At 56.4% G+C, this 14,138-nt stretch carries 11 protein-coding genes; all 11 read right to left on the bottom strand.

From position 1 onward, the window contains the following. Positions 1–185 precede the first annotated feature (185 nt). Positions 186–1,634 carry an MBL fold metallo-hydrolase RNA specificity domain-containing protein gene (locus K3169_RS22265; RefSeq protein WP_263272349.1) on the bottom strand — a complete coding sequence of 483 codons (1,449 nt, stop codon included), beginning with the start codon at positions 1,632–1,634 and terminating at the stop codon, positions 186–188. A gap of 139 nt (positions 1,635–1,773) precedes the next feature. Then, positions 1,774–2,016 carry a lipopolysaccharide assembly protein LapA domain-containing protein gene (locus tag K3169_RS22270; RefSeq protein ID WP_231674995.1) on the bottom strand — a complete coding sequence of 81 codons (243 nt, stop codon included), beginning with the start codon at positions 2,014–2,016 and terminating at the stop codon, positions 1,774–1,776. 21 nt (positions 2,017–2,037) lie between these two features. After that, entirely contained in the window at positions 2,038–2,334 is a 297-nt protein-coding gene (ihfB, locus tag K3169_RS22275) for an integration host factor subunit beta (RefSeq protein WP_122704315.1), read from the bottom strand. 99 nt (positions 2,335–2,433) lie between these two features. Next, a complete protein-coding gene (locus K3169_RS22280) occupies positions 2,434–2,565 on the bottom strand; it encodes a hypothetical protein (protein WP_263268045.1) in 132 nt (43 codons plus the stop codon). A 266-nt stretch (positions 2,566–2,831) separates the two neighbouring features. Continuing rightward, complete coding sequence (rpsA, locus tag K3169_RS22285) at positions 2,832–4,523, bottom strand: 30S ribosomal protein S1 (RefSeq protein ID WP_027902857.1); 1,692 nt, start codon at positions 4,521–4,523, stop codon at positions 2,832–2,834. Between the two features lie 121 nt (positions 4,524–4,644). Continuing rightward, positions 4,645–5,334, bottom strand: coding sequence for a (d)CMP kinase (gene cmk / locus K3169_RS22290; RefSeq protein ID WP_027902856.1), 690 nt, complete (start codon positions 5,332–5,334; stop codon positions 4,645–4,647). Continuing rightward, entirely contained in the window at positions 5,331–7,538 is a 2,208-nt protein-coding gene (locus tag K3169_RS22295; RefSeq protein WP_263268048.1) for a bifunctional prephenate dehydrogenase/3-phosphoshikimate 1-carboxyvinyltransferase, read from the bottom strand. The genes cmk and K3169_RS22295 overlap by 4 nt, the downstream gene beginning before the upstream one ends. Positions 7,539–7,566: 28 nt before the next feature. Beyond that, positions 7,567–8,679, bottom strand: a complete 1,113-nt coding sequence (gene hisC, locus K3169_RS22300; protein WP_263268050.1) for a histidinol-phosphate transaminase — start codon at positions 8,677–8,679, stop codon at positions 7,567–7,569. Between the two features lie 213 nt (positions 8,680–8,892). Beyond that, entirely contained in the window at positions 8,893–9,987 is a 1,095-nt protein-coding gene (pheA, locus tag K3169_RS22305; protein ID WP_027902853.1) for a prephenate dehydratase, read from the bottom strand. After that, positions 9,987–11,072 (bottom strand): 3-phosphoserine/phosphohydroxythreonine transaminase, encoded by a 1,086-nt coding sequence (gene serC / locus K3169_RS22310; RefSeq protein ID WP_263268052.1) that lies wholly within the window; start codon positions 11,070–11,072, stop codon positions 9,987–9,989. The genes pheA and serC overlap by 1 nt, the downstream gene beginning before the upstream one ends. A 260-nt stretch (positions 11,073–11,332) precedes the next feature. Further along, positions 11,333–14,125, bottom strand: coding sequence for a DNA gyrase subunit A (gene gyrA / locus K3169_RS22315; RefSeq protein WP_263268054.1), 2,793 nt, complete (start codon positions 14,123–14,125; stop codon positions 11,333–11,335). Between the last annotated feature and the right edge of the window lie 13 nt (positions 14,126–14,138).

A 14,138-nucleotide genomic window follows, 5' to 3' on the forward strand; every position in this document is an offset into this window, starting at 1 on the left:
CGGATGAACAATCCGGAGCTCGACCTATCCATAAACTGTGCTGAATATGAGCTACCTAATCGCGCCCAACTCAAAAATTAGTCATCTTAACACCGACCCTATCTCGAGGCTGAAAACAAGTCATAACTATCCCATCTGTGCTGGAGCTTGATGCAGTGCCATGAACGTAACAGCAGCAGCCAGACTCAACCGGGCACCATCAAATCCAAGACACAACCTCTTTCCATATAATTCGCACCCAAAATACTAGCCAAGCTACGTTTCGCCCGCTCCTCACCGTGAACCAGCAATATCTTCGAAGGTAATTCCCCCATCCCCATCACAAAGTCCACCAACCCCGCCTGATCCGCATGAGCCGAATAACCACCTACCGTGGCGACCTTCGCTTTGATCTCATACATCTCTCCATCCAGATCAATTTTCACAAAGCCTTCGGCACCCTCGCTGGCCTGGATAACCGCGCCAGGCGTGCCTTTGGCCTGATATCCGGTGAACACCACTTCATGACGCGGATCGCCCAGCATGGCCTTGAGATAGTTAACAATGCGCCCGCTGGAGCACATACCGTTCCCAGCGATCACGATCGCGGGACGGCCAGTGCTTTTGAGGTAATTGACCACCTGCTGATGCTGTTGGTGGTTGTCGATGCTAATGAGCTGACGGAATTGAAGCGGGCTGCGATGCTCGGCGAGCCTCTGCTGCGCACCTTCGTTCCAGTACGCACTAAGATCGCGATAGGCTTGCGTGAATTTCGCTGCCAATGGCGAGTCCAGGATTACTGGAAGCTGCGGCCAGTCGACAGGTGATAGCGGGGCTTCACAACCCTCCTCGTGGCCCTCTGCAAGCAGTAAGGCTTTGCGATGCAGAATGTCCTCGATCTCAAACAGCAACTCCTGCGTCCGTCCGATGCTGAACGCCGGAATCAATACCGTCCCACGGTCGGCTAATGCGCGGTCTATTACCTGCTCAAGCCGCTGCTGCCGCGTTGATCGGTCAGGATGCAAACGATCGCCATAGGTGCTCTCCAGCACCAGAATATCCGCCCTTTCTGGCGAACGTGGCGCTCGCAATAAAGGATTCTGTGGCGAGCCAATATCGCCGGAAAACACTACACGCTGATCTCTATCCTGCTGGGGGTAACCAACATCGCACTCGACGCAAGCCGAACCCAAAAGGTGCCCGGCACGCTGCAGCCTAATCCGGCATGTGATGTCGTCATCGACAATCAGATCATGCCATTGCTCAAAAGGGACTGGCAGGATCGCTTTGCGGATATGGCGAAGATATTGATCAATCTCATCAGACTCAAAAACACCTGCAACTTTCAAGACATCTTCCAGCACCAGCGGAAGCAAAACGGCAGAAGGCTCACTACACAGGATCGGGCCCCTGTAGCCAGCAGCGATAAGATCAGGAATGCGTCCAACATGATCCAGATGAACATGGGTCACCAGGAGTGCGGCAATACCTGCAATGGGAAAGTCGATCTGCGAGCCGCAGGCAGATTTAGCTTCAGGCCCTGAATGCAAGCCGCAATCGACCAGCAGACTGCGCTGAGAATCAAGATGAAGCTGGTGGCAGGAGCCGGTGACGCCTTGAACAGCGCCATGATGGGAAATGAAGGGGTATGAGATGCGCACCTGCTCGCTCCATGGTGTTTTTGAGGGGCGTCATTACCCCATAAAAAACCACGGATGAATCTAGGACGCTTCCATCAGCGCTGTACGAAATGTCCGAAAAATATCGAGCAGCGGCAACACAGCCACACAAACACTAAATGGTAGACCTGCGCATACGACGCTTGGAGCGCATTGCGACATAAGCCCCCAACACTGGCCCGACGCCCAGCCCCAACAGTAAGGCCGCCAGGACAGGTATAGCTAACGGAACAGCAGGAGCAGACCAACCAAACAACACCAGGGCCACTGACTGTTGATTCTCTAAAACAAAAAACACCACAACCGCAGCAATTGCCAGGAGCAACAATGCAAACAGCATACGCTTCAGGTTATGCATCAATACCTTCCCCCAGAGCAGTTAATCGTCATGCTCTTCATCTTCATTGACGCGGTCTCGCAGCTCTTTCCCCGGCTTGAAATGAGGAACAAATTTGCCATCGAGACTCACCGACTGACCCGTCTTTGGGTTGCGACCTACACGCGGCGCTCGGTAATGCAGTGAAAAGCTGCCGAAGCCACGGATTTCAATCCGATCCCCTGTCGCCAGACACTGGGACATTTGCTCAAGCATAGTCTTGATAGCCAGCTCGACATCCTTGGATGAGAGCAGCCCTTGATGGGTGACAATTCGTTCGATCAACTCCGACTTCGTCATATTTTTCCCTTCTTTTTCAAGCAGCTAGATAAGCGCTCCGAAGGTTTTAGCATGGTCGGATGAATTTGAATAGCCCGAGTATTGACTTATGTGAGTTGGTCACAAACGAGGGATATTAGTCAGCGAGCGCCAGGCCGCGAAATACAAGTGATACGGCCCGGATTTGCCTTTGAGCTTTGTGCGATCGCTGCTGCCTGAATCCAGTACGCCCTGAAAGCGAAGCGCAGGCATCGCAGTTCAGCCTCGCTCCTACAGGCTGGTCGTGATTTTAAAATCATCAGGACCCCGTGGGACCGAATTTATTCGGGGAGGCGGTATTTCAGACCATACATCGGCTGCGGATGTACCTGCCTATTCGCGAATGAATTCGCTCCCACCAGGAATGAATTTGCGAGCCAACATAGGCCACGCAAACTAAGATGGAGAGCCTCCCTGTCAAATCGCGCCCACAAAAAAGGGCGACCGAAGTCGCCCTTTTTCTAATGGTTAAGCAGAACTTAGTTCTGTTTTTCCATTTGAGCACGCAACAGGTCACCAAGAGTGGTAGGACCAGTGTTTTCTGCGGTCTCAGGCTTGCTACGCAGGCTTTGGATCGCTTCTTTCTCGTCTTCAACGTCTTTCGACTTGATGGACAAGCTGATCACGCGGCTCTTGCGGTCAACGCTGATGATCTTGGCTTCGATCTCTTCGCCTTCTTTCAGAACGTTACGCGCGTCTTCAACGCGGTCACGGCTGATTTCGGAGGCTTTCAGGGAAGCTTCGATGTCGTCGGCCAGAGTGATGATGGCGCCTTTAGCGTCAACTTCTTTAACGATACCGCGAACGATTGCGCCTTTGTCATTGACAGTGACGTACTCGGAGAACGGATCGCTTTCCAGCTGCTTGATACCCAGGGAGATGCGCTCACGCTCTGGATCAACAGACAGGATCACGGTGTCGAGCTCGTCGCCCTTCTTGAAGCGACGTACGGCTTCTTCGCCCACTTCGTTCCAGGAGATGTCGGACAGGTGAACCAGGCCGTCGATGCCGCCGTCCAGACCAATGAAGATACCGAAATCGGTGATCGACTTGATGGTGCCGGAGATTTTATCGCCCTTGTTGAACTGGCCAGAGAAATCTTCCCATGGGTTAGATTTGCACTGCTTGATGCCGAGGGAGATACGACGACGCTCTTCGTCGATGTCCAGAACCATAACTTCCACTTCGTCGCCGACTTGTACGACTTTCGAAGGGTGGATGTTTTTGTTGGTCCAGTCCATTTCGGAAACGTGTACCAGGCCTTCCACGCCTTCTTCCAGCTCTGCGAAGCAGCCGTAGTCGGTCAGGTTGGTAACACGCGCAGTTACGCGAGTGCTTTCCGGGTAACGAGCCTTGATAGCAACCCATGGGTCTTCGCCCAGCTGCTTCAGACCCAGGGAAACACGATTGCGCTCGCGATCGTACTTCAGCACTTTTACATCGATCTCATCGCCAACATTGACGATTTCCGATGGATGCTTGATGCGCTTCCAGGCCATGTCGGTGATGTGCAGCAGGCCATCGACGCCACCCAGATCGACGAATGCGCCGTAATCGGTGAGGTTCTTGACGATACCTTTGACTTGTTGACCTTCCTGCAGGGACTCGAGCAGAGCTTCGCGCTCGGCACTGTTCTCGGCTTCCAGCACGCTGCGACGCGAAACAACAACGTTGTTGCGCTTCTGGTCCAGCTTGATGACCTTGAACTCGAGCTCTTTGCCTTCCAGGTGAGTCGTGTCGCGCACTGGGCGGACGTCGACCAAAGAACCAGGCAGGAACGCACGGATGCCGTTAACGTCGACAGTGAAGCCGCCTTTAACCTTACCGTTGATAACGCCCTTGACCACTTCTTCAGCTGCGAAAGCCGCTTCCAGAACAATCCAGCACTCGGCACGCTTGGCTTTTTCGCGGGACAGCTTGGTTTCGCCAAAGCCGTCTTCTACCGCGTCCAGAGCAACGTGAACTTCGTCGCCGATCTTGATGGTCAGATCGCCAGCGTCGTTGTGGAACTGTTCCAGCGGGATCAGGCCTTCAGATTTCAGACCGGCGTGAACCGTCACCCAGCCTGCCTGGTAATCGATATCAACGATGATAGCGGTGATGATCGAACCGGCCTGAAGGTTGAGGGTCTTTAGGCTTTCTTCAAAAAGTTCTGCAAAGCTTTCGCTCATTTTAATTCCTGTTGATCAAGGGCGAAGGATACGCCCATCTGCCACGTTCCAGACAACGTGGGTTACGTTCAAGTAAAAGAAAGCCTGCGGGACTATTTCTGGTCTCCCACATGCTTCTTTGTCACCCGGCGATATCGCGAAGCGCGATTTCACTCAGAATGCGTTCCAGCACCTGCTCGATGGACAACTCGGTGGAATCCAGCTGAATAGCGTCATGCGCTGGCTTGAGCGGGGCTACCGCTCGCTGGGTGTCACGCTCGTCGCGCGCACTTATCTCATCTAGCAGACTCGACAGACTAACATCATCGCCCTTGGCCTTCAACTGCAAGTAACGTCGACGGGCACGTTCCTCGGCGCTGGCGGTCAGGAAAATCTTCAGCGGAGCGTCCGGAAACACGACGGTTCCCATGTCGCGACCGTCTGCGACAAGGCCTGGCTCTTCCTGAAAAGCACGCTGGCGTTGCAGCAATGCATCACGCACCGCAGGCAATGAAGCCACCTGCGAAGCGCCGCTGCCGACCTGCTCATTGCGAATGGAGTGAGTGACGTCCTCACCTTCCAGAATGATCCGCTGCTCCTGCCCTGCCGTTCCGCTTACGAACTGCACATCCAGATGCGCAGCCAGCAGCTTCAAGGCCTCTTCGTTGGTCAGGTCGACGCCGTGGTTGCGGGCGGCGAACGCCAGCAAGCGATACAGCGCGCCGGAATCGAGCAGGCTCCAGCCGAGGCGTTTAGCCAGCAGCCCTGCAACTGTGCCCTTCCCGGAACCGCTAGGTCCATCAATGGTAATTACCGGTGCTTGAATTTTCACAACTGCCCCTCTTGCGCTACACGCATGCCGACTTGAGCGCTAAGCGCGAGAAAATTTGGGAACGACGTAGCGACGTTCGCACAATCATGGATCTGAATCGGCGCTGCTGCACGCAGCGCCGCAACACTGAAAGCCATGGCGATACGATGATCGCCTTGAGCATTAACCACACCACCACCTATCTGACCGCCATCAATGATAATGCCGTCCGGGGTGGGCTCGACACTGATGCCCAGAGTTAACAGACCGTCGGCCATGGCTTGAATACGGTCCGACTCTTTGACGCGCAACTCTTGAGCCCCCCGCAACACCGTACGACCCTGCGCACAGGCGGCGGCCACGAAGATCACCGGGAACTCGTCAATGGCCAGCGGCACCAGCGCCTCCGGGATCTCGATACCCTTGAGTGACGCTGAACGCACACGTACATCAGCCACTGGCTCGCCACCCGCCTCGCGCTGATTCTCCAACGTAATGTCGGCTCCCATTAGACGCAGGATGTCGATGACACCCGTGCGCGTGGGGTTGATGCCGACGTGTTCGAGCACCAGGTCGGAGCCTTCGGCGATGGACGCGGCCACCATAAAGAATGCAGCAGACGAAATGTCGGCAGGCACTTCAATACGCGCAGCGGTCAATCCAGAGCCAGACTTCACGGAAACTTTCGCCCCATCGACCGTCACCGGGTGACCGAAGCCACGCAGCATACGCTCCGTATGATCCCGGGTCGGCGCAGGCTCGATCACTGTCGTAGTGCCCTGCCCGTAAAGGCCGGCCAACAACAACGAAGATTTGACCTGAGCACTGGCGATTGGCATTTCATAGGTCAGGCCATTGAGCGTTTGCCCGCCTTTGATCTTCAAAGGCGGACGCCCTTCCGCAGCGGTTTCAATCACTGCGCCCATCGCCCGCAACGGCTCTGCTACTCGCCCCATCGGACGTCGTGAGAGCGAAGCATCGCCGGTCAATGTGCTGTCGAAACTCTGCGCAGCCAGCAACCCGGCCAGCAAGCGCATGGACGTGCCGGAGTTGCCCAGATAAATCGGCCCAGGCGCAGATTTGAGCCCATTAAGCCCGACGCCATGGATCGTCAGGCGACCATGATGCGGGCCTTCGATCACGACCCCCATGTCACGGAACGCCTGCAGCGTTGCCAGCGCATCTTCACCTTCAAGAAAGCCTTCAACTTCCGTAACACCCTCAGCCAGAGAGCCGAGCATGATGGAGCGATGAGAGATGGATTTGTCACCCGGCACACGTACGCGACCCGAAACGCTACCGCCAGGACTGGCGATAAATACCAGATCCTCAGCTTCGACGGGCTCTACGTAAGCACGCTGGGCAAGGATCTTGCCGAAATGCTCACGGGCCATTCGCGCACGGGTGAACACACCTAATAACTGATGACCATCACCCGCGACCATTGCGTCACGCAGCGCATCAAGATCCGTTCGAAAGGTATCCAGCGTGCGCAGCACAGCCTCACGGTTGGCCAGAAAGATGTCATGCCACATCACCGGATCGCTGCCCGCAATCCGCGTGAAATCGCGAAAGCCACCGGCTGCGTATCTGAAGATGTCGAGGTTTTCGTTACGTTTGGCCAACGAATCCACCAGACCAAACGCCAATAGATGAGGCAAATGACTGGTTGCCGCCAGCACCTCATCGTGACGTTCGACCTCCATGTGTTCCACGTCAGCACCCAGTTCGGACCAGAGTCGATCGACCACCGCCAGAGCTTCAGGATCAGTCTCGGGCAATGGAGTAAGGATTACTTTGTGTCGTTTGAACAACTGCGCATTGGAAGCTTCCACGCCGCTCTGTTCGGAGCCAGCAATTGGATGCCCAGGCACGAACCTCGGTGGCATTGCGCCGAACGCCAGACGCGCAGCTCGAACCACATTGCCTTTGGCACTGCCAACATCGGTCAGCACTGCGTCGCCCAGGTCAAAGGTCGCCAGCAACGCCAGGACTTTTTCCATCGCGAGAATCGGCACAGCGAGCTGAATCACGTCAGCATCACGGCACGCCACAGCCAGATCCGCTTCACAGCGATCTACAACGCCCAGCTCCACAGCCAGCTTGCGTGACTGGGGGTCGAGATCAACGCCGACCACCTCACCACACACGCCACTTTCACGAATGCCTTTGGCAAAAGACCCGCCGATCAGGCCAAGCCCGACGACCACCAAGCGCCGAATCATAGGTGGGTTTGGTTTCACTGAGATGACATCAATCACGCGCCAGAACCCTGGCCAATGCCTCGAGGAAACGAGTGTTTTCTTCCAACAAACCGATACTCACACGCAGATGATTGGGCATACCGTAGCCAGCGACGGGGCGAACAATCACACCTTCGCGCAGCAAACCTTGATAAACCGGACCGCTGTCACGTCCCAGGTCTACCGCAATGAAATTACCTTTGGAGGGAATCCAGCTCAGCCCGAGCAAGCGCAAACCGCCCTCAAGCTGCTCCATGCCGACTTCATTCAACTGGCGACTTTTAGTCAGGTATTCAGCGTCATCCAGCGCCGCGCATGCTGCGGCCAAAGCTAGGCTGTTGACGTTGAACGGCTGCCGAACGCGGTTCAGCACGTCTGCCACGGCAGGAGACGACAAGCCGTAACCCACACGCAATGACGCCAGGCCATAGGCCTTGGAGAATGTGCGCGACACCAGCAGGTTCGGGTACTCAGCCAGATAATCGAGGCCATCGGGCAGATCGCCACCTTGGGCGTATTCGATATAGGCTTCGTCCAGCACTACCAGCACGTGCTCAGGGACAGCGGCAAGAAAGCGGCTCAATGCATCCGGCCCAAACCAGGTACCGGTCGGGTTGTTCGGATTGGCGATGAACACGACGCGAGTATCGGCATCAATCGCCGCCAGCATTGCAGGCAGATCATGTCCCCACTCTTTGGCGGGCGTGACGCGAGCTGTAGCGCCGATAGCCTGGGTAACAATGGGATAAACCGCAAAAGCGAATTCGCTGAATACCGCGTTCAGGCCGGGAGCCAGATAAGCACGGGCGACCAGTTCAAGAATGTCATTGGAGCCGTTGCCCAGCGTCACTTGATCGACCTGCACACCACAACGTTCTGCAAGGCGCTTTTTCAGCTCGAAGCCATTGCCGTCCGGGTAGCGCGTCAGTTCGGCCAATTCGTCGCGAATCGCAGCCAGCGCCTTCGGGCCGGGGCCCAACGGGTTTTCGTTGCTCGCCAGCTTGATGATTTTTGCGGGATCGATGCCCAGCTCTCGTGCCAGCTCGTTCACAGGCTTACCCGGAACATAAGGCGAAAGTTTTTGCACACCTGGCTGAGCCAGTGCGAGGAAGTCGCCAGTCATGTGTCGCTACCTCCTATCAACAAGATGCAAATCACTGAATTGAAATGCATTTCTGTAGGAGTGAGCTTGCTCGCGATAGCGTCAGTTCAGACGACAAATTCGTCGACCAGGATACCGAATCGCGAGCAAGCTCACTCCTACAGTTCAAATGTTTGCAATAAGACAGCGCCGCGTCAGGAACGCGAGCCAATAAGTAATTCTGTAGCTGCTCTTTTAAAGAACCGCTTTCGGGTATGAACCCAGCACCTTGAGCGCCACTGCTTCCTGACTGATGCGCTCCAGCACCGCTTTGACCAATGGATCGCGATGGTGGCCAACGAAGTCGATGAAGAATACGTAGGTCCATTTACCGCTGCGCGACGGACGGGTCTCGATACGCGTCAGGTCCAGGCCGTTCTCATGGAATGGCACCAGCAACTCGTGCAGAGCGCCCGGCTTGTTGCTCATGGATACGATGATCGAGGTCTTGTCGTCGCCAGTGGGCGGGACTTCCTGGCTACCGATGATCAGGAACCGGGTGGAGTTGTCCGGACGGTCTTCGATTTTTTCAGCGATGCGCGTCAAACCGTACAGGTTTGCACTCATGTCACCGGCAATCGCTGCAGAATTCCACTCGCCTTTGACCCGCTTGGCGGCTTCGGCGTTGCTCGCGACGGCGATCCGCTCGACATTCGGGTAATGCGCATCCAGCCACTTACGGCACTGGGCCAGCGACTGAGCGTGGGAATAAATGCGGCTGATGCTTTCAGTCTTGGTGTTTTCACCAATCAGCAGGTGATGGTGGATGCGCAGCTCAACTTCACCACAGATCACCATGTCATGCTCAAGGAAGCTGTCCAGCGTGTGATTGACCGCGCCCTCAGTGGAGTTTTCCACCGGCACGACGCCAAAGTTCACCGCACCGGCTGCCACTTCACGGAATACTTCATCAATCGCAGCCATGGGCAGACTGATAACTGCGTTACCAAAATGCTTGATCGCTGCAGCCTGAGTGAACGTCCCTTCTGGACCGAGGTAAGCAACCTTCAGCGGCTGCTCCAGCGCCAGGCAAGAAGACATGATTTCGCGAAACAGACGCGCCATCTCTTCGTTGCTCAATGGGCCACGATTGCGTTCCATGACCCGCTTGAGCACCTGGGCTTCACGCTCGGGGCGATAAAACACCGGCACTTCGCCTTCAGCCAGATTGGCCATTTTTACCCGCGCTACTTCCTGGGCGCAGCGTGCGCGCTCACTGATCAACTCCAGAACCTTTTCGTCCAGGCTATCGATGCGGACGCGTAGCGCCTTGAGTTCTTGCTCGGACATTAGCCGTGTTCCTTCTCGAACTCTGCCATGTAAGCCACCAGCGCGTTGATCGCGTTGATGTCCACGGCATTATAAATAGAGGCACGCATGCCACCGACCGAACGGTGACCTTTCAAATTGAGCAGCCCGCGCGCATCAGCACCTGCCAGGAATGGCTTGTCCAAACGATCATCAGCAAGGCGGAACGGCACGTTCATCCACGAGCGGTCAGACTTGTTGATCGGGTTGCTGTACAGGCCGCTGGCATCGATGAAGTCGTAAAGCGTGCGCTTTTTGACTTCGTTGAGCTTGCCGATGGCTTCAACACCGCCCTGCTCTTTCAGCCACTCGAAGACCAGACCGGAGAGGTACCAGGCCAGCGTCGGCGGCGTGTTGTACATCGAGCCGTTATCGGCCGCGACCTTGTAGTTGAGCATGGTCGGGCACACCGAACGGGCGCGACCCAGCAGGTCTTCGCGAATGATCGCAACGACGATGCCGCTTGGGCCGATGTTTTTCTGTGCGCCCGCGTAGATCATGCCGAAACGCGAGACGTCCACCGGACGGGACAGGATGTCCGAAGACATATCAGCCACGAGCGGCACATCACCGGTCTCTGGAATCCAGTCGAACTCCAGACCGCCAATGGTTTCATTCGGGGCGTAGTGAACGTAGGCCGCGTCTTTGGACAGCTTCCACTCGTTCTGGCCCGGGATGGCGAAGTAATCGTAAGGCTTGGCGCTGGCAGCCACATTGACGTGACCGTAACGCGAAGCTTCTTCAATGGCCTTCTGCGACCAGATACCAGTATCGATATAGTCGGCAGAGCCGTCTTCAGGCAACAGATTCAGGGGGATCTGAGCAAATTGCTGGCTCGCGCCACCTTGCAGAAACAGCACTTTGTAGTTCGAGGGAATCGTCAGCAGGTCACGCAGATCCTGCTCGGCCTTGTTGGCGATGGAAGTGAACTCATCACTGCGATGGCTCATTTCCATGACGGACAGGCCTTTGCCATGCCAGTCCAGTAGCTCCGCCTGGGCACGCAGCAGAACAGCTTCAGGAAGCGCAGCAGGACCTGCGCAGAAGTTAAAGGCTCGCTTGCTCATATCCACTCTCACTACGCTCTGATTTTCTCAGGCTTGGTCATTTGGAGTCGAAGATGGCAAAGGCCGCGACACAGTTCAGAACCGTTCGCAGCCTTTGGCTACTTCTGTCAAACAACACAGGGCTGCTTGATGTACATGATCCCTGTAGGAGTGAGCTTGCTCGCGATAGCGTCATTCCGGCAATTACTCATCGACTACCTTGACGCTATCGCGAGCAAGCTCACTCCTACAGAAAAAACCGCGTTCCCGCAGGCTGTGCGTTAATCCTGCGCTTCTTCTTCGTCCGGAGCGGCGTCGGCTTGCAGCTCGTCGGCGGATACGTCTTCGTCAGCAATGCTCAACGCTTCGCCTTCAATGATTTCACCGTCTTCACCGATTACCAGCTCTTCGCCTTCGATTTCCGAAGGCTCTTGCACGCGCTCCAGGCCGACCAGTTTCTCGTCGCTGGCCAACTTGATCAGCGTGACGCCCTGAGTGTTACGACCCAGGCTGGAGACCTCATCGACACGGGTACGAACCAGTGTGCCCTGATCGGAGATCAGCATGATTTCTTCGCCGTCGAGTACCTGTACCGCGCCGACCAGTCGACCGTTACGCTCGTTGCTGACCATGGCAATAACGCCCTGACCGCCACGCTTGTACTCTGGGAACTCGGTGATCGCCGTACGCTTACCGTAACCACGCTCGGAAGCAGTCAGGATCTGGCTGCCTTCTTCCGGGATCAGCATCGAAATCAGCTTCTGGCCTTCCGGCAGACGCATGCCGCGCACACCGCGGGCGGTACGGCCCATGGCACGAACGTCGGATTCCTTGAAGCGCGTGACCTTGCCGCCGTCGGAGAACAGCATGATTTCCTGCTCGCCATCGGTGATGGCTGCGGAGATCAGGATGTCGCCTTCGTCCAGCTCAAGCGCGATCAGACCCACGCTACGCTGACGGCTGAAGGCCACCAGCGGGGTTTTCTTCACGGTACCGTTGGCGGTGGACATGAAGATGAACGGAGCCTTCTTCTTGTCTGCGGCCTTGATGCGCGCTTTACGCTCTTCTTCGGTCTCGTTGCTGTTTTCTGCGTCGTCGATCTCACCTTCGACACCAGCCTCTTCCTCCTCGTCAGCCCGCTTGCGCATGGCTTCCAGGTCGACCGGCAACATGGTGGTGATGTACTCGCCCTCGCTCAGCGGTAGCAGGTTGACCAACGGACGGCCACGGGCAGCGCGGGACGCTTCCGGGATCTCGTAGGTCTTGAGCCAGTAAACCTTGCCCTTGCTGGAGAACATCAACAGCGTGGTGTGGCTGTTGGCGACCAGCAGGTGAGCAATGTAATCCTCATCCTTGATGCCGGTGGCCGACTTGCCTTTACCGCCGCGACGCTGCGCCTGATAGACCGCCAGAGGCTGAGTCTTGGCATAGCCACCGTGGGAAATCGTAACGACACGCTCCTCTTCAGGAATCATGTCGCCCAGTGTCAGGTCCAGACGCGCATCCAGAATTTCAGTGCGACGAACATCGCCGTACTCGACGCGGATCAATTCCAGCTCTTCGCGGATCACTTCCATCAGGCGCACGGCGCTGTTGAGGATGCGCAACAGTTCGCCGATCTGGCTGAGGATTTCCTGATACTCGGTGAGCAGTTTTTCGTGCTCAAGACCGGTCAGGCGGTGAAGACGCAATTCGAGAATGGCTTGGGCCTGTTCCGGCGACAGGAAATACTTGCCGTCACGCAGACCGTACTGGGGATCAAGGTTTTCCGGACGGCATGAATCCGCACCGGCGCGCTCGACCATTTCCACCACTGCGCTGGATTCCCAAGGCGTGGAAATCAACCCCACCTTGGCTTCCGCAGGTGTCGGCGAGGCTTTGATCAGGGCGATTACCGGATCGATGTTCGACAGCGCTACTGCCTGACCTTCGAGCAAATGACCACGCTCGCGGGCTTTACGCAGTTCGAAAACGGTACGACGGGTGACCACTTCGCGACGGTGACGAACGAAGGCTTCGAGCAGATCCTTAAGGTTCAGGATGCGCGGACGGCCGTCGATCAGTGCAACGATGTTGATACCGAAAACGGCTTGCAGCTGGGTCTGGGCGTAGAGGTTGTTGAGGATAACCTCCGGCACTTCGCCGCGACGCAGTTCGATCACGACGCGCATACCGTCCTTGTCGGACTCGTCGCGCAGTTCGGTGATGCCTTCCAGCTTCTTCTCTTTAACCAGCTCGGCGATCTTTTCGATCAGGCGAGCCTTGTTCAATTGATACGGCAGCTCGGTGATGACGATCTGCTGACGACCACCGACCTTGTCGATGTCTTCAACCATCGAGCGGGCACGCATGTAAATGCGACCGCGACCGGTACGATAGGCTTCGACGATGCCTGCACGGCCGTTGATGATTGCGGCAGTCGGGAAGTCAGGACCCGGGATGAACTGCATCAGTTCATCGATGGAGATTTCCGGGTTGTCGATCAGCGCCAGGCAACCATCGATGACCTCACCGAGGTTGTGCGGCGGGATGTTGGTCGCCATGCCCACGGCAATACCGCTGGAACCGTTGACCAACAGGTTGGGAATACGGGTCGGCATGACCGCCGGGATCATTTCCGTGCCGTCGTAGTTCGGCACCCAGTCCACGGTTTCTTTATGCAGGTCAGCCAGCAGCTCGTGAGCCAGCTTGGTCATGCGCACTTCGGTGTATCGCATGGCCGCGGCGTTATCGCCGTCGACCGAACCGAAGTTGCCCTGACCGTCTACCAGCAGATAGCGCAGCGAGAATGGCTGAGCCATACGAACGATGGTGTCATACACGGCAGTGTCGCCGTGGGGGTGATACTTACCGATAACGTCACCGACCACACGGGCGGATTTCTTGTACGGCTTGTTCCAGTCGTTACCCAGTTCACTCATCGCGAACAGTACACGCCGGTGCACGGGCTTCAAGCCATCACGTGCATCGGGCAGTGCCCGCCCGACGATTACGCTCATTGCGTAGTCGAGGTAGGACTGCTTCAGCTCGTCTTCGATATTGACCGGGAGGATTTCTTTGGCCAGTTCGCCCATGAGAAGCTCGATT

The organism is Pseudomonas phytophila, from assembly GCF_025643095.1.
Taxonomy (GTDB): Bacteria; Pseudomonadota; Gammaproteobacteria; order Pseudomonadales; family Pseudomonadaceae; genus Aquipseudomonas; species Aquipseudomonas quasicaspiana.

What these genes read in the sequence shown, in the direction of transcription:
- K3169_RS22270 (WP_231674995.1), bottom strand. Translation starts at nt 2,016, where the DNA reads ATGCATAACCTGAAGCGTATGCTGTTTGCATTGTTGCTCCTGGCAATT.
- ihfB (WP_122704315.1), bottom strand. Translation starts at nt 2,334, where the DNA reads ATGACGAAGTCGGAGTTGATCGAACGAATTGTCACCCATCAAGGGCTG.
- K3169_RS22280 (WP_263268045.1), bottom strand. Translation starts at nt 2,565, where the DNA reads ATGCCTGCGCTTCGCTTTCAGGGCGTACTGGATTCAGGCAGCAGCGAT.
- rpsA (WP_027902857.1), bottom strand. Translation starts at nt 4,523, where the DNA reads ATGAGCGAAAGCTTTGCAGAACTTTTTGAAGAAAGCCTAAAGACCCTC.
- K3169_RS22295 (WP_263268048.1), bottom strand. Translation starts at nt 7,538, where the DNA reads ATGATTCGGCGCTTGGTGGTCGTCGGGCTTGGCCTGATCGGCGGGTCT.
- hisC (WP_263268050.1), bottom strand. Translation starts at nt 8,679, where the DNA reads ATGACTGGCGACTTCCTCGCACTGGCTCAGCCAGGTGTGCAAAAACTT.
- pheA (WP_027902853.1), bottom strand. Translation starts at nt 9,987, where the DNA reads ATGTCCGAGCAAGAACTCAAGGCGCTACGCGTCCGCATCGATAGCCTG.
- serC (WP_263268052.1), bottom strand. Translation starts at nt 11,072, where the DNA reads ATGAGCAAGCGAGCCTTTAACTTCTGCGCAGGTCCTGCTGCGCTTCCT.
- gyrA (WP_263268054.1), bottom strand. Translation starts at nt 14,125, where the DNA reads ATGGGCGAACTGGCCAAAGAAATCCTCCCGGTCAATATCGAAGACGAG.